The sequence below is a fragment of the Denitrificimonas caeni genome (assembly GCF_905120345.1).
Classification (GTDB): domain Bacteria; phylum Pseudomonadota; class Gammaproteobacteria; order Pseudomonadales; family Pseudomonadaceae; genus Denitrificimonas; species Denitrificimonas caeni_A.
In genome coordinates, this window is sequence record NZ_CAJHOA010000009.1 from 41,885 (window position 1) to 63,698 (window position 21,814).

Below are 21,814 nucleotides of genomic sequence, written 5' to 3' on the forward strand. Positions count from 1 at the left end.
GAAGCTTAACGTGCCCAGCGTCTGAGCAAATTATGATACACACCGGTCAATTGCACACTGGTGGCATGGCCGACACCGAGCGCTTGATTGACTTCTTGAATACTGGTGTCCAGATCAAACAACAAGCTACGCTGCGCATCTTCACGAATCAGACTCTGCAGCCAGAAAAAGGAACAAACGCGCTGCCCACGTGTGATGGGCATTACCTGATGCAAGCTGCTCGATGGATACAAAATCATATCACCAGCCGGCAACTTAACGCTGTGCGCGCCGTAAGAGTCTTCCACCACCAGTTCACCGCCATCGTATTCATCCGGCTCGCTAAAAAACAAGGTCGCTGATAAATCCGTACGCACTTTTTGTCCGGTTTGCCGATCGATGCGGATCGCATTATCCACATGAATACCAAAGCCTTGTCCGACTTGGTAGCAATTAAATAATGGTGGGAAAATGGTGTCTGGCAACGCAGCAGCAACAAACAGCGGATTGTTGTGTAAGGCCTGCACAATCAGCGCACCGATGTTGATCGCAGTAGTCGAGTCTTGCGCTAACTGCAGATTATTTTTTGTCATCGCCGACTGAAAGCCTGAAGTGGCGTTACCGTCCTGCCAGCTCGCTTGCGCCAATAACTGGCGACACTCTTGCACCTGCTGCGCAGTTAATACATTAGGAATATGTAACATCATCGTCTTAATCTCAAAACACCCTTGCTGCATTAAACAGCAAGGGTGACATCATTTTAGAACGTATAGGTGGTCGATAAAATCAGATTGCGACCATCACCAAACTCCACTGCCGATGAGCGTGAGCCATCACCAGGACGCTGACGTACCCGTTCAACATAGTCTTTATCAAAGATATTATTAAGGTTCAGTTGCACACCCAGCTGATCATTCACTTGGTAACCGATCAAAGCATTATGCACCCAATACTCTGCCAACTTAGCACGGTCTTCCGAGGTGACATTGCGCTGACTGACATAACGGCTGCCATAACCCACTTGCCAGCCCTGCGGTAGATCATAAGTGGTCCAGAGGTTGAATGAATGCGGCGGCGTATTACCCAACGCCTGACCTTTTCTATTGGCATCATTTGACTTGGTGGTTTCACTGCTGAGGTAGGTGTAGTTGGCATAGACTTTCCAATCAGCTGTCACCTTTCCGGTTGCACCTAACTCCACACCCTGCACACGCTGCTCACCCGCCATCCGGTACGAACCATCGGCTAACTGTTCGCGGGCATTGGTTTTCTCAACACGGAAGAGCGCACCATCCAACTCTAAGGCACTATTGAAGAAGGTCCACTTAGTACCCAATTCGAGTGTGCGGTTCTTCTCAGGAGATAAGTCTGCCGTGGCGCCACTAACGCCAGAACCCATAGTGGTTAAAAACTCAGCAGACGGGTTAAACGAGGTGCCATAGGCCACATAAATCCGGCCATTATCCGCAGGCTTATACACCAAGCCCGCACGCCCACTGAACTTTTTATCTTCAGTTCGGTACGTATCGGTGAGACCTGTTTTTACTGTGGTCTTCTCAAAGTCGCCATTGAGCCAGTCATAACGCAGGCCCAGATTGATATCCCATTGCGGAGTGAGACTGATAGTGTCAAAGGCATACAGCGCTTTATTGGTCAGGTGGGTTTCGGTGTTATCCAATGAGGTGCGCTGCGCAGGGCCGGCGTAATAACCTGGTGGGTTATACAAGTCATAATCAATGCCTGTAAAATCAAAGGCATGGTTATAAGCTTCACGCTCATAGGTTTCTCGTGAGATTTCGCCACCCGCAACCCAGCTGTGCTGCATACCCAACAGCTCATTTTCACCAATCAAACTCAGCTGATTGATCCACATTTGTGACTCGACATCACGACCATAGGCTTGAGGGCCTGCTGGCTGGTAACGTCCCGCAGGTATCAGCCGATTCGTGCCTTTTTCTTTATCAAGATTCACATGCGAAGCTGAAATCACGGTATCGCGATCAATGCGGCTGTAACGGGTTAAGTTTTGCAGCTGTAACGAATCGCTAATATCGTGCTCAAATTTAACCGTGAAAGCATCGCTAGTAATGTCTTCTTTATCAAAGTTACGAAAACCAAAGTAATCATCACGACTGACGCCCGACAGCTTTTTACCGTCGCGTGCCGGCACCCCGTAATCTGGTAGATTGTCATCGACTTGATGAAAATAACTCAGCGTGAGGCGCGTCGCATCGTTCAGACCAAATAACACTGAGGGTGCAATACCCCAACGCTTACGATCAATATCATCACGACCTGGCACATCATTTTCATGCGCCATTAAATTAAGACGAAACGCACTACCAGTGCCCACGCCTTCTAGACGCTGATTGGCATCCAGCGTCATACGGTGATAACCATCGGTGCCTAAAGCTGCGCCGAGCTCAGCAAAATTACGCTGTTTGGGTGCTTTACTGGCTTGGTTGATACTGCCACCGGTAGTGCCGCTGCCGCCAAACACTGAATTCGGGCCTTTAATCACCTCAACCGCTTCAATATTAAAGGTGTCAGTACGATTGGTTTGTGTGCTGTCGCGCAGGCCATCAATTTGCATATTGGCATTGGCGCTAAAGCCACGAATATTGATGCTGTCACCTGAACCACCACCGCCCTCACCAGCATTGAAAGTAATGCCTGAGACGTTACTCAAGACTTGACGCAAACTCAGTGCCTGCTGCTCTTTAATCACTTCGGCAGGAATCACTTGAATGGTTTGTGGCATATCGAACAAAGGCACAGTGTTCTTAACCGAAACGGAATGAGTGGTGCGATAGGCTGGCGTCTCACCCACTACTGTTTGCGAATCAAGTTCGACGGCAGCGGTGTTGTCTTGTGCAACTGACATATGGCTGGCTGAGGCAAGCGCAAGACCAACGGCAGTGACTAACAAAGAACGCGGTTGTTTTTTTGATGAAACGATAGATGCAGGCAAGGGAGTTCCTCCTTTTTTAGAAGAAGGAATCCTAAATGATAACAATTAGCATTACCATTACTTTATTGACATATCTCAATAAAGTAATGGTATATACAGAGCGAGTCTTACAGGTAGTAAGATTTCAACGGCGGAAAACCATTGAATTCAACCGCACTGTAGCTGGTGGTATAGGCACCTGTTGATAACCAATAGAGCCGATCTTCACTGGCTAAGTTCAACGGCAAACCGTATTTGTAGTTTTCATACATAATATCGGCGCTGTCACAGGTTGGACCGGCAATCACCACATCTTCCAGCTCGCCCTGCTTTTCGGTCCAGATCGGGAACTTAATCGATTCATCCATGGTTTCAATCAAACCGGAGAATTTGCCGACATCGGTATACACCCAACGCTCAACTGCCGTGCGTGATTTACGCGAAACCAATACCACTTCACTGACCAAAATACCGGCATTAGCAATCAAGGAACGGCCTGGCTCAAGAATAATTTCGGGTAAATCATCACCGAAATCTTCTTTTAAGAAACGGGTAATTTCTTCAGCATAGGCTTGCAGTGTATTGGTGCGATTCAAATAGTTGGCTGGGAAACCGCCGCCCATATTGATCATTTGTAAATGAATGCCATCTTCTTCACGCAAGCGCTCATAAATGATTTTCACTTTACCAATCGCCGCATCCCAAGATCCGATTTCACGCTGCTGTGAACCCACATGGAAGGAGACGCCGTAAGGCACTAGGCCTAACTCGCGCGCCAGCACCAATAAGTCCATCGCCATATCGGTTTGGCAACCAAACTTACGTGACAATGGCCAATCAGCCGAGCCTGAGCCTTCGGTCAGAATACGCACATAGACTTTAGAGCCCGGCGCAGCTTTAGCAATATTGCGCAAGTCAGCTTCTGAGTCGGTGGCATACATGCGTATGCCCTTCTCATAGAAGTAACGCACATCACGGGCTTTTTTAATGGTGTTGCCAAAGCTGATTTGCTCAGGCTTCACGCCGCATGACAGCACCTTGTCTAATTCATAGATCGAGGCGATATCAAAGTTAGAGCCTTTTTCATTCAGCAACTTAGTGATTTCTACCGCAGGGTTAGCTTTCACTGCATAGTAAATTTTTGCAAAAGGAAAGTTTTCTGCAATTTCATCGTAAGCGCGTGCGATGGTCGCTGTATCAATCACCACAAATGGGGTTTCATGTTGATCAGCAAACGCCTTCATTTTTTTAAATGTTTCAGGCGCGAAGTAATCTTCCACTTTAATGGACATAGCTGGACTCCTCTCCGGGTCGTGGCAAAATCAAGAAAACAAGGGGTTAAACCTGAACGCTGAATCCGTTTCCCCACTTTGGTTCGCCTACTTCCCAAGGCATGTCGCCGATGATTTATAGCGTTAAGCGCTATCAACCTCTCGTCGTCAGTACTTGAGCCGGATGGATCGTTTCAGCATGAGCGTTCTAGGCGCGCACTTTAGGACGATGACTCGGGGATAGCAACATTAAAAAAACACATCTTAAGACTTTTTAGCTATAAGCATTTAAGATAGCCATAATAGCGGGTAATAAGAAATAGACAAGCGCAGCGTCCTTGCGCGCGAATACTGCTCGGATTGGCAATCACTACTCAACAGCATGCAGACTCTATCGGCCTATTAAGATCGAAAGCGATTGACCAATTCATGCAACTGCTCAGAAACACGCTGTGAGCTGCGGATACTCTCAGCACTGTCTTCGGTGCGATGCAAACTACGATCAGCCAGCGCTGAGATCTCAGCGACTTGACGGTTGACATCTTGTGACACCATCGCCTGCTCTTCCACTGCAGTGGCCATTTGCTCAGACATCGCGGAGATCTTGCTGACAGCCTCAACAATGCCCAGCAGCATGCTTTCTGACTCCACCACTCGCTGTAAACCCATTTCAGCATCGGCAGCGCCTTCTTGAGCAACCAATACCGAGGTGGCCGCTTGTGCACTTAAGCTCTGCACAATATGACCAATATTTTTTGCTGAATCACGGGTGTTCGCCGCCAATAAACGTACTTCATCGGCAACCACAGAAAAACCACGACCATGTTCGCCTGCCCGTGCTGCTTCAATCGCCGCATTCAGCGCCAGCAAGTTGGTTTGATCAGAAATGGTTTCGATTGATGCTGCAGCACGAGCAATAGCATCGGTTTGATCCGCTAAGCGTTTCACTGACTGGCCAATATCTAATACCGTACCGCGCAGTTGCTCGATAGAAGTGCGAGTAATATGAGCAATCTCGACACCCTGATTAGCTAAATCACTGGAGTGATCAGCCTGTCCTGCGGTTTTTTGCACATTATCGGAGATTTCATGAATGGCCAAAGACATCTCATGCATCGCTGTTGCTACCAACTCAGTTTGCTGGTTTTGATTAATCATCTCTTCACGAGCTTTTTCAGTCAGCGCTAAACCGCGTCGAGATTGCTCGGTGACCTGCCGTGAAGCATCTTCAATACGGGTCAAGACTGCATCCAAATGCGCGCGTAAGCTCATCACGCCGACCATAATATTACCAGTCATACCGTGCTGATTGGTGTAAGTGCTCGCGGCCAACGGGTGCATAAAGACACCTTCCAGCTCATTGCTGATCAACTGCAAATCATGCTTGTACTGCAAATACTGGATGCCACCGAAGGCTAATAAGGCCGCTATCAGCCACAGCGTACTGGCTAAAGGTGACACGCTATAGCCTAAGATTAATGCTGGAATAATAAAACCAACTGCTGCCATCAATTGCTTTAAATAACGTGGGACTTGCAACTGCAGACGCTTACGATTCATCCGTGCATAAAGCTTCTCGGCTCGCTCGACATCAACACGTGAGGGACAGGAGCGTACTGACTCATAACCAACAACTTCTGCATGCTCAGTCACAGGGGTTACATAGGCACTGACCCAGTAATAATCGCCATTTTTACAGCGATTTTTCACCATGCCCATCCACGGCCGCCCCGCTTTAAGGTGTCGCCACATCACCTCAAACGCTTCTCTGGGCATATCTGGATGGCGAACAATATTGTGATGCTGACCTACCAACTCGTCACGCGAAAAACCACTGATCTTTTCAAAACCATCATTGCAATGTGTAATAACACCTCGCAAGTCAGTACTAGAAATAAGTTTAATATCAGAGGGAAAGCGTTGTTCTTGATGGGTTATTGGTCGTTCATTTCGCATAGCAGTCACTTTGAATATACCCACGCATAATAATGTAGTAATGAATTAAGTTCGTCTGTCTTGCTCGGCCTAGCCATTGCAGATCATTCAAACGATGACAGCCTGCAACGGTGCGTGCTTATTGCACAAGACCAAAGCCCTATTCGACCGTAAGCTGTCACTATAAAAAGTAAACGGACAGAACTGCTATCACGACTCAGCAGTCACTGTTGCCATACGCATATCAGAATTCTGAGCAGCTTTAATTAAGCGCTAATTAGTCGTTCAAGATAATACAAATGTCGGTCATCTGATTAGCAAATCAGACATATATAGATTAAAACAGGCTTACAAATTGGACACGCGTTTAGCACCTTAATATGGCGAAACAGCGTCACTTGATTTATGACATAAATTATACGCTAAAAAAACTGCGCGGCAGTATGAAATAAAACACATTGGTGCAAAATATAGACATAGTACAGCCCACTGCAAAAACCAATGGAGCTTAGCAATTTAGCAGTAAGCCTTAGTCCAGTAGTAGATAATCCAGCCCCAAGTCGGCTTATCAGTCAAACCAACCCGTAGCAACAAAGATGAGTATTCATTGTCATCGAAGCAGTAATAGTTATATTATAACGTAATACTTCTTATTGTATGCGATAACCATGACTCGTGCCCTTCCTGATATTTCCTTAGACACACAAGCCCATATCCACACAGCAATCAACTGGGTAGGTATGGATAACATTGATCTGCCACTGTGCTTTGCTGAGGAGCATCTCAGTACTTTGGCCACGCAAGCCTGTTTTCAGGTTGATATGGGTAATGCAAAAAGCAAAGGCATCCATATGTCGCGCTTGTATCAGTTACTCGATGAGCTCGCAGCAGTGCAACCGCTAACGCCAGCCGCTCTGCTAGCGACCTTACAGAAAGCGATTGCTGGCCAACAAGAAGCGCAAGCTTCACAGGCACGTTTAATCCTGCGCTTTAATTTATTACTTAAGCGTCCTGCGCTGCTAAGTACTGAGCTCGCGGGTTGGAAAAGCTACCCTGTGCAACTGCATGCGCAGTTATCACCAACAGGATTCCAGCTCTCGGCAGACGTCAAAATCGGCTATGCATCCACCTGCCCTTGCTCTGCGGCCCTAGCTCGCCAACTGTTAGCCGAGCACTTCAGCGCAGCCTTCGCCACGGCTGACAGCTGCAGCCCTGCAGACGTTGCGCACTGGTTACAACAGCATGGCAGTTTTGCCACTCCGCATAGTCAACGCAGCCAAGCCACGGTCAGCGTTACTGTGCCACAAGGCGCTGTACAGTTTGGCTTAGTATCGCTCATTGATTGTATCGAAGAGGCTCTAGCGACTCCGCTGCAAACAGCGGTGAAACGTATTGATGAGCAAGCCTTTGCTCGCCTTAACGGCCAGAATTTGATGTTTGTCGAAGATGCGGTACGTCGTATGCAGCAGGCCTTGGCTGGGCGTTACACACACTTTTCCGCCACGGCTCGTCACTTAGAGAGTCTGCATGCACATGATGCACTCGCGTCAATTAAGCAGACCAGCACCTGCGTATCTAACGCTTTCTCACTTTAATCAACTTACTGCGCTGCTGTATCTAATCACAGCCGCGCAGCATGACTCAATGCAAGGAAAAACAACATGTCCACTCCGCTTCCCGTTACCGTGTTATCTGGTTTTTTAGGTGCAGGCAAAACCACCTTACTCAATCATATTTTAAAAAACCGCGAAGGCTTACGCGTCGCCGTCATCGTCAATGATATGAGTGAAATTAATATTGACGGTAACGCTGCGCAACAAGGGGTTGAGCTCAATCGCGCGGAAGAGCAACTGATTGAGATGAGCAATGGCTGCATCTGCTGCACCTTGCGTGAGGACTTGCTAAAAGAAGTGGCAACGCTGGCCCAGCAAAATCGCTTTGATTATTTGCTGATTGAATCCACTGGTATTTCCGAGCCATTACCGGTGGCAGAAACCTTCACTTTTACCGATGAAAACGGCCACAGTTTATCCGACATGACTCGTCTTGATACCATGGTCACCGTGGTGGATGGGGTTAACTTTTTAACCGATTATCAAGAGGCGCAGTGGATCGGCGAACGCGAAAACAATATTGCTGAAGAGGATGAGCGCGCCATCACTGACTTATTAGTTGAGCAGGTGGAATTTGCCGATGTCATTTTAGTCAGCAAAACCGATCTCATCAGCCAAGTGGCCTACCAAGAATTAGCAGCGATTTTGCGCTCGCTCAATACCCAAGCGAAAATCTTACCGATGCGTATGGGCGATATTCCTCTCGCCGAAGTATTGAATACCCATGCCTTTAAGTTCGATACAGCCGCACAAGCACCCGGCTGGCTACAAGAAATGCGCGGCGAGCATATTCCCGAAAGTGAAGAGTACGGTATTGCTGCGCATGCATGGCAAGCGCGCCGTCCGTTACATGCCGAGCGCTTCCATCAGTTTCTAAATCAAGAATGGTGTAATGGGCGCTTATTACGCTCCAAAGGTTACTTTTGGCTGGCACCTTGCCCTGATCTGGTGGGCAGCTGGTCACAAGCCGGAGGCATGATGCGTTACAGCTATGCCGGTCAATGGTGGGCCAGTGTGCCACGTGCCGACTGGCCACAGGATGCCGAGAGTTTAAAATCGATCGAAGAGAAATGGCAGGACCAGGTCGGTGACTGCCGTCAAGAGCTGGTCTTTATTGGCCAGAACATTAACTTTAATCAGCTCGAAGCTGACTTAGCCGAGTGTTTACTGACCGATGATGAGTTGGCACAAGGTCCTATCATTTGGCAACAATGGGCCGAACCGTTTAATTTAGCGGGCACATTAGAAGTGGCATAAAGTGACAGCGGTTACATCACATATAGCGATGTAACCGCTGCTGTCTGCGATAAAAGAGTGCCCATCAGCCTGATTATTCGCCGCCTAAAAAACCTCCCGACTGACGATTCCATAAACGAGCATATAGACCATTTTTTGCCAATAACTCATGATGACTGCCCACTTCCACAATCTGCCCCTTATCCATCACCACCAAGCGGTCCATCGCAGCAATAGTGGATAAACGGTGGGCAATCGCGATAACAGTCTTACCCGCCATTAAGTCATACAGACTTTCTTGAATTGCCATTTCCACTTCAGAGTCCAAAGCGCTAGTGGCTTCATCGAGGAGCAAAATCGGCGCATCTTTGAGCATCACTCGGGCAATGGCAATGCGCTGGCGTTGGCCGCCGGACAGTTTAACCCCACGATCACCGACATAAGCGTCCAAGCCGCTGCGCCCTTTGGCATCGGATAATGACGGAATAAACTCTGCCGCTTGTGCGCGCTCAATGGCTTGCTGCAATTCTTCTTCTGTAGCCTCAGGACGGCCATAGACAATATTTTCGCGTACAGAACGATGCAACAATGAGGTGTCTTGGGTGACCATACCGATGTGCTGACGTAAGGATTGCTGACTGACTTTGGCAATGTCTTGACCATCAATCAAAATCTGCCCGCTGCTGACATCATAAAAACGCAGCAAAATATTCACTAGCGTAGATTTTCCGGCACCAGAGCGACCGACTAAACCGATTTTCTCGCCGGCTTTAATATGCAGATTAAAATCACTCATCAGCGGTGTGCCGTTACGGTAGGCAAAGTTCAGCTGTTTAAACTCGATGTCACCCTGGGTGACTTTAAGCTCAACGGCATCTGGCGCATCCAAGAGTTTTACCGGCGTACTTATAGTGTTCATACCATCTTGTACGGTGCCGAGATTTTCAAAGAGCATGGTGGCTTCCCACATAATCCAATGCGACAAACCAATCAAACGCAGCGCCATCGCAATTGCTGCCGCCACCGCTCCCACACCAATTAAATCTTGCTGCCACAGATACAAACTCAAAGCTGCGGTAGCGCCGACCAAGAGCATATTCAAGCTGTGGTTGAGCAGTTCTAAATAGCTGACCCAGCGCATTTGCGCATGCACCGTACCCATAAACTCTTGCATGGCTTGCTTGGCATAACGCGCTTCACGGCCACCATGGGAAAACAATTTGACTGTAGCGATGTTGGAATAAGCATCGGTAATGCGCCCAGTCATCAACGAGCGCGCATCGGCTTGAGTACTGGCCAACTGCGCCATACGCGGGACAAACACGCGCAGCACTACGCCAAAAATCACTAACCAAGCGACAAAAGGCAGCAGTAGCCAGGCATCAAAACTCAGTAAAATAACTGCAGTAGTAAGAAAATAAATCACCACATAGACCAGCATTTCCGCGCAGATCATGATGGTATCGCGCACCGCCAAGGCGGTTTGCATAACCTTGGCGGAAATTCGCCCAGCAAACTCATCTTGGTAAAACTGCATACTTTGACTGAGTAACAACTGATGAAACTGCCAACGCAAACGCATCGGCAAGACACCTTGCAAGGTCTGAAAACGCACATTACTGGCAAGCAGTACCCACAGTGGACTGAGGATAATCAGCGCCAACATAGCTAACAGCGGTGTGCTTTTTTCCGCCCAAAGCTGCGCTGGGCCATATTGATTCATCCAATCCACAATCAAGCCCATCATTTGAAACAAGACTGCTTCAAAGACACCAAGGCCTGCGTTAAATAACACCAGCACTAACAGCCAAGGCCCAGCGCCACGTGCGCAGGCCCGAATAAAATGGCCAATCGTCACCTGTTTCACAACCAGCGGTTGTTCAGGATAAGGATCAATGCGCCGCTCAAACCAATCAAACCAAGCCATACATAACCTTGTCAAAAAAAGTGATCCACACTGCTCATCACCTATCAAACCACACAGCGCAGCTAAGCCAACTAGTTTAACCCAATCAGCCATAAGCACTGCGTATTTGCGTCTTTACAAGATTTAATCAGCGATTAAGCGCGCCTATTTCCAACTGAGTGGGTAACTCCGCTATAATTACCGGCTAATTTTTGATCTTTTGATTTTGAGGCACTATCAGCATGAGCAAACAGGCTGCCGAAGTCGCGAAACGTCGTACGTTCGCTATTATTGCCCACCCGGACGCCGGTAAAACCACCATTACCGAACGCTTATTGCTGATGGGACAGGCCATTTCCGTTGCCGGTACGGTCAAATCACGTAAGTCTGACCGCCACGCCACCTCTGACTGGATGGCCATGGAGCAGCAACGGGGTATTTCCATTACCACCTCAGTGATGCAGTTTCCTTACCGCAAGCACATGATCAATCTGCTCGACACCCCGGGTCACGAAGACTTCTCGGAAGATACGTATCGTACACTCACCGCGGTCGACAGTGCTTTGATGATGATCGACGGCGGTAAAGGGGTTGAGCCACGCACTATCGCCTTGATGAATGTCTGTCGGATGCGTGATACGCCGATTATCAGCTTTATCAATAAAATGGACCGTGATATTCGTGACCCGATTGAGTTGCTCGATGAAATTGAAGCGGTACTCGGTATTAAAGCAGCGCCCATCACTTGGCCGATTGGCTGTTACCGTGAATTTAAAGGCGTGTATCACCTCACCGATGATGTGATTTATGTCTACACCTCAGGTCATGGCCATGAACGTACTGAAGCGAAACTGATTAAAGGTCTCGATAGCGATGAAGCGCGTGCGCATATCGGGGACCTATACGATAAATTTGTCGAAGACCTCGAACTGGTTCAAGGCGCTTGCCATGAGTTTGATCATGACCAGTTTCTTAAAGGCAAAATGACACCCGTATTCTTCGGTACTGCCTTGGGCAACTTTGGTGTGGACCATGTTCTTGATGCCTTTGTTGATTGGGCACCACCGCCACAGCCACGTACGGCGCTGGAGCGTGAAGTACGCCCAGAGGACGAAAAGTTCAGCGGCTTTGTCTTTAAAATTCAAGCCAATATGGACCCGCGCCACCGTGACCGCATTGCCTTTATGCGCGTGTGCTCAGGTAAATATGAGCAAGGTATGAAAATGCGTCATGTGCGCATCAATAAAGAGATTCGTATTGCCGATGCGCTGACCTTCTTCTCCAGTGAGCGTGAACGTTTAGAAGAAGCTTATGCCGGCGATATTATTGGTCTACACAACCACGGCACCATTCAAATTGGCGATACCTTTACCGAAGATGAAGATTTGTCCTTTACCGGTGTTCCACACTTTGCGCCAGAATTGTTCCGCCGTGTCCGTCTAGCCGACCCATTGCGTGCTAAGCAACTGCGCCAAGGTCTGCAAGAGCTGGCTGAAGAAGGGGCAACGCAAGTATTTTTCCCGCAGCGCAACAACGATATTATTCTCGGTGCCATTGGTGTGTTGCAGTTCGATGTGGTGTTTAGTCGCCTGAAAGAAGAATACAAAGTGGCCTTTATCTACGAAAATATTAACGTCTGGTCAGCGCGCTGGATTGAGTGTGACGATAAGAAAAAGCTGCAAGAGTTTAAAGATAAAGCCCATGAAAACTTATCCATTGATGGCGGTGGTCATCTCACCTATCTTGCCCCAACTCGGGTCAACTTAAGTTTGATGGAAGAACGCTGGCCGGATATTAAGTTCTTATCAGCACGCGAATCGCACTAAGCTCAATCAGCAACACTGGACTTACTCAACTGTGAGTCCCACTCTAAAAGCGCAGGTTTAGCCTGCGCTTTTTTGTTGGAGCGTCTTCATGTTATTGATTGATAGCCACTGCCATCTGGATTTCCCCGCTTTTGATCACGACCGTGAAGCGGTGATTGCTCGCAGCCAAGCGCTGGGTGTGGAGAAAATGATTGTGATCGGTGTCACCCGTCAGCATTGGCCGCGCTTATGCAATACCGTAGAGAACACCGCAGGTTTATATGCTGCCTTCGGTCTACACCCCTACTTTCTCGCTGAGCATCAAGATAAGGATATTCAGGCGCTAGTTGAGCAGTTGAGCCGCTATCAAGATCATCCCAAACTGTGTGCGGTCGGTGAAATTGGTCTCGATTTCTTCTTAAAAGAGCTCGATCCGCAGCAGCAAATTCGTTTATTTGAGCAGCAACTGACAATCGCAGCGGAGTTTAACTTACCGGTGATTATCCACTCGCGGCGCGCCAACGCACAGGTCACTGTCAGCTTAAAACAAGCCAAGCTGCCGCGCGCGGGCATTATTCATGCATTTTCTGGCAGTTATGAAGAAGCCTTGGAATATATCAAGCTGGGCTTTTTACTGGGCTTTGGTGGTGCTGCGACGTGGTCACGCGCCACCCGTTTACAAGCCGTACTCAAGCGCCTGCCCATCGACAGTATTGCCTTAGAAACAGACAGTCCTGATATGCCACCGCAGTGGTTAGCAGGGCAACGCAACAGTCCTGAGCAACTCCCGCAGATTTGCCAGCAATTGGCGCAAATCTGCGGGATGTCCAGTTCAGCGTTTGCCGCACAGACGACAAAAAACGTGCAGCGCTTGTTTGGCTGGAACAGCTCAGCCTTGACCGGCTAAATTTTAAAAGCATTGATCAAGGTTTTTAGATACTCCACTTGCCCACTCATATCCTGACTGGCCTGTGCAGTTTCATCAGCGCCTTGTGCAGTCAACTCACCGGTTTGATTAATTTGCACAATCGTTTGATCAATATCGTGCGCCACTGCGGTTTGCTGTTCAGCAGCGGCGGCAATTTGTTGAATTTGATCAACAATCATCCCAACAGCCGCGAGAATATTTTCTAACGCGCTCTGCACATCAACCGACTGCGCCACAGTTTCATCCGCCATTAAATGGCTGCTACTCATCGCCTTAACAGCAGAGCTGACACCACTGTGCAGTTGACTGATCATCTGTTCGATTTCTTCTGTGGATTGCTGCGTGCGTCGCGCTAGATTACGCACTTCATCAGCCACCACCGCAAAGCCACGACCTTGCTCACCGGCACGCGCCGCTTCAATCGCCGCATTCAACGCCAACAAGTTAGTTTGCTCAGCAATGCCTTTAATCACGTCCAGCACTTGACCAATCGATTTACTATTGGTCGCTAGCTGATTAATCACCAGCACTGAAGTGTTGATTTCCTGCGCAAGCTTTTGGATGCTGCTCACTTGCTGCTCAACTCGCGCGCGTCCGGTCACTGTTTCATCGTTGACACTCTGAGCGTTACTCACTGCAGCCGCAGCACTATTGGCCACTTCTTGTGAGGTGGCGGACATTTCATTCATTGCTGTCGCCACTTGCTCAATTTGTGCACGCTGCTGAGTCACCGCTTCACTGCTTTGCGTGGAGACACGCTCAACTCGTGTTGCTTGTCCTTCGACATCCTCTACAGTGCCATTGACGTGTTTAAGTAAGGCATGAATACGCTGCACCGTTTGATTAAAGGCTGCGCCTAACTCTCCAATTTCATCACGACTTTGCACATTAAAATGTGCAGTTAAATCACCTGCGGCAACGCGATCCATTACCTGACCAAGACTGCGTAAACTCGCTCGAGTCGAGATATAAAACGCGCCATACAGATAGCCTATCAACAAAAAAACTGCGACTAAGGCAATGATCAACAGCATCATTTGCAAACGATAACTGATCAGTCGCGCATCCAGCAAAGCATCTAAATAACGCACAGTTTGACTATTTAAGTGGTGGGTTTTATTAATTAAGGCCGATGTTTGCTGAAACAGCGTATGCCAAGGCTTATCCAAAGAATCCGCTAAAATCACTTCGTTCTCGAGCAAACGTAAACTCTCGAGCAGGGTTGCACGACTCTCAGTAGCTAAACCACTGAGCGCACTATACGCGGCGGTACTCCCAGCTAAAGCCTCTGTGAGCTTCATATCGTACTCGGCATCGAGCTTTTCAAGACTCAACTGTAAGTCGTCTAAGCGGCGACTGTTTGTCGAGTCCAAGTAGCCTCGAGCCATTGACAAGCTGGCTACAGCACGCCCATCACCTAAGCTGAGCGTGACCTCTGGCGTCACCTCAGTGATCAAGGCCACCAATTGCCGTACCTCTAGCTGCGGGTCCTGACTGAGCCCCGTTTGGCTGGCGATAAAACGATTAAACAGCACACCTCTGGCTAATAATTCGCTGGCTAAGACAGCTCTGTTTTGTAAAGATGCCTCACTGCGGATAGTCACTAAGCGCTCTAATAACTGATCGCGTTTCAACACAAAATCGGCACGTTGTTCTTCATCACCTTGCAGCAACTCTAACGCTTGCCATTGATTCGCGATGTCCTGCTGCAAGCCCTCAACCCGCTGCTCTAATTCGCCGGTGGCACCACCCTGACCAATCACCGCATTGATACGTAGCAAATCATGCCAAGCTTCCAGTTGCGCAGTAATTTTTAAGCTTGCATCTAGCTGCTGTAGGCCATTCACTTCAGCTTGGGTATGGATAAAATCCAGATATGAATCGCGCACTAAATAAAAATTAGTCACTAGCATGGGTAAAAAAAACAGTGCGCTAATCAAGCTAAACTTCATGCCAAAACTTAAACGATTCATCAGCTTAATCGCTGGATAGAGTAGTATTTTCAAAGCAGCCCCCAAGTCTTTCTTATTTTATATTGGCATCGTAACAGCGAACTAAGCTCAGTAAATCGTTATATTTTTATGACCGTACAGTCTCTTTACTGGAACGGTTTAGACTGCCACGTCTATCGCTCAAACTATCGACTCAGAGGCTGACAACTTAAACCCAGAGGGGAAAAGTTTGACATCTCCACACAGGCACTTTTAACTATGCCGATAGTTATACTCGCCTTCTGCTGTGCTTAACGCGGCACGCTATATTTGTATTTTCTACACAGGCTTAATGATGATGAAACGTTTTTTTATTTTTTGCACTGTGCTGCTTGGCTGCAGCGCATTAGCGGCCGCTTGGTATGTGCAAGATAAACGTCCACAACGCTCAGGCAATCTACAACTAACAGAGCTCAGCGCAGCCGTTGATGTGCATTACGATGAGCGCGGTGTGCCGCATATTAAAGCGCAAACCGAACTGGATGCTTATCGTACACTGGGTTATGTCCACGCCCAGGATCGCCTCTTTCAAATGGAAATCATGCGTCGTTTAGCTCGCGGCGAACTCTCTGAAATTCTGGGTGAAAAAACCGTCAAACTCGACCGTTTATTCCGCACCTTGCGTCTGCATCAACATGCTCAGCAATATGTACAAAAAATTGATTTAGACAGCGCGCCTGCGCAAGCGCTACAGGCCTATCTCGATGGTATTAATCAATACCAAGCACAAGGCCCGAAACCGTTGGAGTTTGATTTACTCGGAATAAGCCCACGCCCCTATACCATGGAAGATACCATCAGTATTGCTGGCTATTTAGCCTACAGTTTTGCCGCGGCATTTCGTACCGAGCCCACCCTAAGCTATATTCGCCAAGAACTGGGTGAAGACTACTTATCTATCTTTGACCTCAAAACACCCAGCGGCGGCGCGCTACCCCAGTTAGCGCTAACAGATTCAGACTGGTCACATCTACACAGCTTGGCACAGCTCAGCCAAGAGGCAATATTTGCTGCCGGCTTACCACAATTTGAAGGCAGTAATGCTTGGGTGCTAAACGGTTCCAAAACAGCCAGTGGTAAACCCTTATTAGCTGGCGATCCACACATCAGCTTCTCGGTACCCGCCGTCTGGTACGAAGCCCACTTGCAAGCACCTGGCTTTGAATTGTACGGCCATTTCCAAGCGCTTAACCCTTTTGCTCTACTGGGCCACAACCAAGAGTTTGGTTGGTCAGTCACGATGTTTCAAAATGATGACCTCGACCTTATTGCGCTAAAGAGCAACCCTGAAGACCCACAACAAGTTTGGCAAAATGGTCAATGGCAAGCATTGGATAGCCAAACCCAATGGATTGTTATTAAAGACCAAGAACCACAGCAGTTAATCCTATATAACTCAGCCTACGGCCCCATTATTAATGATATTTTAAACGATCAAGAGAGTGATACGCCGATTGCCATGTGGTGGACTTTCTTAGAAACAGAAAACCCTATTTTGGATGCCTTTTATGAACTCAATCGTGCCAATACTATGGATAAAGCGCGCCAAGCAGCCAGTAAAATACATGCCCCTGGTCTGAATATTGTCTGGGCCAACGCCCAAAATGATATTGCCTGGTGGGCAGCCGCAAAAATGCCAATCCGCGATAAATCAGCACAACCATCGTTCATTCTCGACAGCCAAACAGCTGCCAGTAAAAAATACGGTTTTTATCCATTTAGCGCTAATCCACATGAAGAAAACCCAGCGCGTGGTTATATTATCTCGGCTAATTTTTTACCCGCCTCGCCCAAAAAAGTACCGTTACCGGGTTACTACAACTTAGCCGATCGCGGCGCACAGTTGATCGAGCAACTCAGTCAGTCGAATATGCAGTGGGATATAAAAAATAGCCAAGCAGTACAACTGGGTGACCGTACGGGTTACGCCCAACGTTTACTCCAGCCGTTGCTAGAGGATTTACAGGCCTGCGCGCGCGGTACTGAAGAAAAAAAACTGATCCAACAACTCAGTGTTTGGCAGGGTAACTATCCCATCAACAGCTACCTACCCACACTCTTTACTGAATTCACCTACCAGCTTTTACAAGCGGCCATGCTCGACGAACTGGGTGGCAGCGTCTTTAATAACTTAATGAATACTCGGATTATCGATAGCGCCTTGCCTTTGTTAGCTGCCGATCCGCAATCGCCTTGGTGGAACAATCATCGCAACGCTGAAATACAAACTCGGCAACAAGTGGTTGCCCAAGCATGGCAAGCCACACTACTGCACTTACGCACAACCTTTGGCGTTGACCCCAATGATTGGCTCTGGGGCACAGCACATACTCTGACTCACAAGCACCCCTTAGGTCAGCAATCACCATTAGACAGCTTGCTCAATATTGGCCGATTTGCAGCGCCGGGTGGCCATGAGTTACCTAATAACTTGTCCAGTGGTTACAGCAGTGCACCTTGGGCCGTCGCTTACGGTCCATCGACACGCAGGATTATCGATTTTGCCAGTCCCGAGCAAGCGCTGGTCGTTAACCCTGTGGGACAAAGCGGCGTACGTTTCGATCGTCACTATGACGACCAAGCCCAAACCTATATACAAGGTCAATACTTTCAGTCACATCTTGCCGAAAAGGATATTCAACAGAACACGCAAAGTACCTTACGTTTGCTGCCGCAATAAACGTAACGAGAGTCACCTCAGGCCTCGGGCCTGAGATGACCTCTACTTAAATTCCCGCAGGATTCAAGACAACCTGCTTATGTCCCACCCATGCAGAGCTATGTTGTGCGTCCTTGTTTAACACGTTGTGAGTTTGCTCTTGCCACCAATTCGCAACTTTACACCACGCTAAAGACCGAGTACTGCAGGCACCGCTGGCTAACGCCTGCTTAATGGCCGCTACATCGACATTTTCAAGATAACGAGTTGCTCCAGCCATACGCTGTTCACCGCCATAACCTTGCTGCATTTCGGCCATCGCAGCGGCTTTACTCCAACCTTCAAACACCATTCGATACATCGCCGCAATCAGTCCGGTACGGTTCTGTCCGTGCTTACAATGCATCAGCACTGCACCTTTTTGTTGCGCGCTGGCAATACTGCGCAGTACTCGCAGCACGTCAACATCATCAATACGATCAGTGCGTAAAGGGATCTGCACCTGCGCAATGCTGTCATCTTGCAGCCAAGTACTGTCGGGTTTTTGATAAAAATTAATCACCGTTTTAATATTTTGCTGCTGCAGCCATGGCACATCATCTTCTCGCGGTAAAGCGCTGCGGTAGAGCACATCACTCATTTTATATAAGTGATAGCTAGCATCCACCGATTGCGCCCATTGTGTCGGACGCGGCTCAGCGCTACTCAATATTGCTAGCGATAACTCAGACTCAGAAGTTTGCACATAGTGGCGCACAACAAGGCTGCCGATCAGCACCACCAGCAGTGCCGCGAACGTATAGAGGTAGCGTTTCATCGTGCCACCTGCGCAATAAGCTCAGACTTAGCGCAGCTGCTGCTGCTGCGATATAACAACAACCCATAGCAGAGCGTACAAATTAGCCAATCAAATAAAAACGTCCACAAATTATGTGAGAAGAAATGCGCACCCTGTAACATCCGTCCCAGCGAAAAGATCGAACCTAAAGTGATGGCAAAGACTAAACAAACCTTCGCCGTACGCGGTTTAATATCACGTAAGGCAAAAAATAAGGCCATCAGTGAAAAACCAGCTGAAGCATGCCCGCCAGGCCAGCAACGACCTGGATTAGCGGTTACTGGGCGAGCCTCAAGCAAACCGGAATACAACTCTTGCCCACCAAACTCCTGCAAGCTCCATGGGCATTGCACGCCAGTCAACGTCTTCAGTGGGGTCACTAAGGCCGTCGAGATTCCCAACGCCAAAACCACATACCCCAGCCGACGGCGCCACACCCGTAATCTCTGCGCAACGAAACTGAGGACGAAGCCAGCAATGGCCAACACTCCAAAAGCGATAACCACTTGCTTAGCGCGATCATGTAAAACGTCTTCTAAGAAAAAGCTTTTTGCTCCAATAAAACCACTATTGGGTTCATACATCAGTCGAGCTAAACCCAGATCAAGCGCGTGTGGCTCAAATATTAATAAGCCCGCCATCAGTAATAAAGGAATCGATAACGCATACTTAAAATTGAAAGGGTGTACGGTTAAAGTACTCATATCACTGCTGTCCTTGCAAGCGGGCTAAGATCGGTTGTTTAACTACTGCTGTGCCCTGCCACTTCAATAATCCTTGGGCAATGTCATAACTTGCACCTTGGTAATAGGCAATATCGCGCTGTACGAGTTCATTACTTTTATTGGTACGGCGTTCATAACTCACACCTAACGCATCATCATGGCGGCGCACCGTTTTACGTGGGCTAAGAATGGCTAAGTCACCACCATCAAACAGGCCTAAGTGTTGGTAGTTACCTAACAGCGCACGTCCACGCAGAGCTGCTTCAGGACGCAATATGTCACGACCAAAAAAAGTGCTGATATAGGATTGATTGAGTAGGCCAAGCAAGGTTGGCGCAATATCAATTTGACTCACTAGCGTGTCAATTTCATTTGGTTGCAGATAATGCGGCGCATAGATAAACATCGGGATGTGATAGTTGCTCACCGGCAAATCTTCTTTACCAGCACTGCCTGCAGTATGGTCAGCAACAAAGACAAAGATCGTCTCAGCAAACCAAGGTTTCTGTTGCGCTTGGCGTAAAAACTCACCAATAGCATAGTCGGTGTATTTCACTGCACCTTCACGCCCCTCACCTGAAGCAATATCAATACGACCATCAGGATAGCTATAAGGACGATGATTAGAAGTGGTCATCAACTGTAGAAAGAAAGGCTTGCCCTGCGCATGATCGGCATCGGCAATTTTCAAAGTCTGCGCGTATAAATCTTCATCAGCCATACCCCAAGCATTGGTAAAGCTCATCTCACTGTCTGGCACACTGCTTTGGTCAACAATGCGATAACCATTGCCAGAAAAGAACGCATTCATATTGTCAAAGTAACCACGGCCACCATAGACAAAAACGCTGTCATAGCCTTGCGCATTGAGTTGCTGACCTAAGCTAGCAAAGCCACTTTCGCGCCCAATACGTTTCACCAAGGAGCGACCTGGCGTCGGTGGCACCGATAAAGTAATCGCTTCTAATCCACGATCGGTACGAGTGCCGGTAGCGTAAAGATTAGTAAAGGCCAAGCTTTCACGGCGTAATTTATCTAAATTGGGCGTGAGTCCACGCTCATCACCAAAGCTGCCTAAATACTTCGCCGACAAGCTTTCAATGGTGACTAACACCACATTTAGATGACGCGGTGCGCCCTGATAAGTAATTTCACGACGAATATCCAGCGGGTTATCGCTGACAAAGCGCGCATGACTTTCTTCGACTTCGGCACGCAATAAAGCACCGACTTGCTGCTCATCAAGAGTGGCGTAAAAGCTGGGGTAATCCAGTTCATTATTACGGAATGCGGCAAAAAACTGATAAGGACCATTCGCTGCCAACTCACGTTGATAGCTATTGCCATCACTGCCGCGCGGGAAATCCTGACTGAGCAACAATCCCGAGAGACCTGCTAGCGCAATCAACACGGCAAGCCCAGGCAACCGAGAGAGCACCTTGCTTTCAGGTACACGTAAGGCCTTGTGCAGGGGTTTCTTCAGCATTACAGTGAGCACAACAGCCAGCAACGCTAGACCTGCCAGTAGAGGATAAACCGGATAGGACTCAAGAATATTGTCGATGACTTCTTTGGAATAAACCAAATAATCCACGGCAATAAAGTTGAAGCGCACCGAAAACTCATCCCAAAACAGCCACTCGGATACAGCGGTAAATAACATAACAAACAGGCTTATCGCAAACATCATCCGCAGCAACAACTGATGCCAACTATTCGACCATAGCCACTGCGGGCAAAAGGTCAGATAGAGACCTAACGGCAGACTGGCAAAGCTCAAAAAGCCCAAGTCATAGACTAAACCTTGGACGAACATTAATAATAATTGCCAGACACTGACGTCCGCGGCAGAAAAACTAGCGCACAATAAAACGACGCGAGTGACGGTAAATAATGCCAGCCATGCGATACTAATCATCGCCAAATAGCGCCAGCGAGAAGCGTTAAGCAGTAACATAAGACAGCACCTAGTCAGATT

General features: G+C 48.2%; 14 protein-coding genes. 5 read left to right on the forward strand and 9 right to left on the reverse strand.

The genetic code is table 11. The features are described 5' to 3' along the window. Positions 1-5: 5 nt before the first annotated feature. The 4 genes from JYJ62_RS14595 to JYJ62_RS14610 all read right to left on the reverse strand — a co-directional run bounded on the left by JYJ62_RS14595 (position 6) and on the right by JYJ62_RS14610 (position 6,156). Positions 6-686: a Fe2+-dependent dioxygenase gene (locus JYJ62_RS14595; protein WP_205342969.1), complete on the reverse strand. Its 681-nt coding sequence runs from the start codon at positions 684-686 to the stop codon at positions 6-8. Positions 687-739: 53 nt separating this feature from the next. After that, a complete protein-coding gene (locus tag JYJ62_RS14600; protein WP_232365815.1) occupies positions 740-2,950 on the reverse strand; it encodes a TonB-dependent receptor in 2,211 nt (736 codons plus the stop codon). 107 nt (positions 2,951-3,057) lie between these two features. Then, entirely contained in the window at positions 3,058-4,221 is a 1,164-nt protein-coding gene (locus JYJ62_RS14605) for a type III PLP-dependent enzyme (protein WP_205342970.1), read from the reverse strand. Positions 4,222-4,602: 381 nt separating this feature from the next. Beyond that, positions 4,603-6,156: a methyl-accepting chemotaxis protein gene (locus tag JYJ62_RS14610; protein ID WP_205342971.1), complete on the reverse strand. Its 1,554-nt coding sequence runs from the start codon at positions 6,154-6,156 to the stop codon at positions 4,603-4,605. 647 nt (positions 6,157-6,803) lie between these two features. Here JYJ62_RS14610 and folE2 point away from each other — a divergent pair. Beyond that, entirely contained in the window at positions 6,804-7,730 is a 927-nt protein-coding gene (gene folE2, locus JYJ62_RS14615; protein ID WP_205342972.1) for a GTP cyclohydrolase FolE2, read from the forward strand. A gap of 66 nt (positions 7,731-7,796) precedes the next feature. Then, positions 7,797-9,005 (forward strand): zinc metallochaperone GTPase ZigA, encoded by a 1,209-nt coding sequence (zigA, locus tag JYJ62_RS14620; protein WP_205342973.1) that lies wholly within the window; start codon positions 7,797-7,799, stop codon positions 9,003-9,005. Between the two features lie 73 nt (positions 9,006-9,078). On the opposite strand, the gene JYJ62_RS14625 is transcribed toward zigA, so the two are convergent. After that, positions 9,079-10,911 (reverse strand): ABC transporter ATP-binding protein, encoded by a 1,833-nt coding sequence (locus JYJ62_RS14625; protein ID WP_205342974.1) that lies wholly within the window; start codon positions 10,909-10,911, stop codon positions 9,079-9,081. 221 nt (positions 10,912-11,132) lie between these two features. Between JYJ62_RS14625 and JYJ62_RS14630 the strand changes: the two genes are divergently transcribed. Together JYJ62_RS14630 and JYJ62_RS14635 are read left to right on the forward strand one after the other, a co-directional pair. Then, positions 11,133-12,716 carry a peptide chain release factor 3 gene (locus tag JYJ62_RS14630; RefSeq protein WP_205342975.1) on the forward strand — a complete coding sequence of 528 codons (1,584 nt, stop codon included), beginning with the start codon at positions 11,133-11,135 and terminating at the stop codon, positions 12,714-12,716. An 88-nt stretch (positions 12,717-12,804) separates the two neighbouring features. Further along, positions 12,805-13,602: a TatD family hydrolase gene (locus tag JYJ62_RS14635; RefSeq protein WP_205342976.1), complete on the forward strand. Its 798-nt coding sequence runs from the start codon at positions 12,805-12,807 to the stop codon at positions 13,600-13,602. Here JYJ62_RS14635 and JYJ62_RS14640 read toward each other — a convergent pair. Beyond that, positions 13,599-15,629: a methyl-accepting chemotaxis protein gene (locus tag JYJ62_RS14640; protein ID WP_205342977.1), complete on the reverse strand. Its 2,031-nt coding sequence runs from the start codon at positions 15,627-15,629 to the stop codon at positions 13,599-13,601. The two genes, JYJ62_RS14635 and JYJ62_RS14640, sit on opposite strands and share 4 nt — an antisense overlap. Positions 15,630-15,912: 283 nt before the next feature. Here JYJ62_RS14640 and JYJ62_RS14645 point away from each other — a divergent pair, with 283 nt between their 5' ends. Then, the gene (locus JYJ62_RS14645) at positions 15,913-18,294 is read left to right on the forward strand and encodes a penicillin acylase family protein (RefSeq protein ID WP_205343025.1); all 2,382 of its coding nucleotides are present in this window, start codon (positions 15,913-15,915) and stop codon (positions 18,292-18,294) included. Between the two features lie 46 nt (positions 18,295-18,340). Here JYJ62_RS14645 and JYJ62_RS14650 read toward each other — a convergent pair whose 3' ends face one another. From JYJ62_RS14650 to JYJ62_RS14660, 3 genes are read right to left on the reverse strand one after another with little or no spacing between them, the layout of a single operon-like run. After that, entirely contained in the window at positions 18,341-19,090 is a 750-nt protein-coding gene (locus JYJ62_RS14650; protein WP_205342978.1) for a dual specificity protein phosphatase family protein, read from the reverse strand. Next, on the reverse strand, positions 19,087-19,815 hold the full coding sequence (locus JYJ62_RS14655; RefSeq protein ID WP_205342979.1) for a phosphatase PAP2 family protein: 729 nt from the start codon (positions 19,813-19,815) through the stop codon (positions 19,087-19,089). Before JYJ62_RS14655 ends, JYJ62_RS14650 begins: the two co-directional genes overlap by 4 nt. Position 19,816: 1 nt before the next feature. Continuing rightward, positions 19,817-21,793, reverse strand: a complete 1,977-nt coding sequence (locus JYJ62_RS14660; protein ID WP_205342980.1) for an LTA synthase family protein — start codon at positions 21,791-21,793, stop codon at positions 19,817-19,819. Positions 21,794-21,814 lie beyond the last annotated feature (21 nt).

Coding starts and splice junctions, on each gene's coding strand:
- JYJ62_RS14595 (WP_205342969.1), bottom strand. CDS start 686: ATGATGTTACATATTCCTAATGTATTAACTGCGCAGCAGGTGCAAGAG.
- JYJ62_RS14605 (WP_205342970.1), bottom strand. CDS start 4,221: ATGTCCATTAAAGTGGAAGATTACTTCGCGCCTGAAACATTTAAAAAA.
- JYJ62_RS14610 (WP_205342971.1), bottom strand. CDS start 6,156: ATGCGAAATGAACGACCAATAACCCATCAAGAACAACGCTTTCCCTCT.
- folE2 (WP_205342972.1), top strand. CDS start 6,804: ATGACTCGTGCCCTTCCTGATATTTCCTTAGACACACAAGCCCATATC.
- zigA (WP_205342973.1), top strand. CDS start 7,797: ATGTCCACTCCGCTTCCCGTTACCGTGTTATCTGGTTTTTTAGGTGCA.
- JYJ62_RS14625 (WP_205342974.1), bottom strand. CDS start 10,911: ATGGCTTGGTTTGATTGGTTTGAGCGGCGCATTGATCCTTATCCTGAA.
- JYJ62_RS14630 (WP_205342975.1), top strand. CDS start 11,133: ATGAGCAAACAGGCTGCCGAAGTCGCGAAACGTCGTACGTTCGCTATT.
- JYJ62_RS14635 (WP_205342976.1), top strand. CDS start 12,805: ATGTTATTGATTGATAGCCACTGCCATCTGGATTTCCCCGCTTTTGAT.
- JYJ62_RS14645 (WP_205343025.1), top strand. CDS start 15,913: ATGAAACGTTTTTTTATTTTTTGCACTGTGCTGCTTGGCTGCAGCGCA.
- JYJ62_RS14650 (WP_205342978.1), bottom strand. CDS start 19,090: ATGAAACGCTACCTCTATACGTTCGCGGCACTGCTGGTGGTGCTGATC.
- JYJ62_RS14655 (WP_205342979.1), bottom strand. CDS start 19,815: ATGAGTACTTTAACCGTACACCCTTTCAATTTTAAGTATGCGTTATCG.
- JYJ62_RS14660 (WP_205342980.1), bottom strand. CDS start 21,793: ATGTTACTGCTTAACGCTTCTCGCTGGCGCTATTTGGCGATGATTAGT.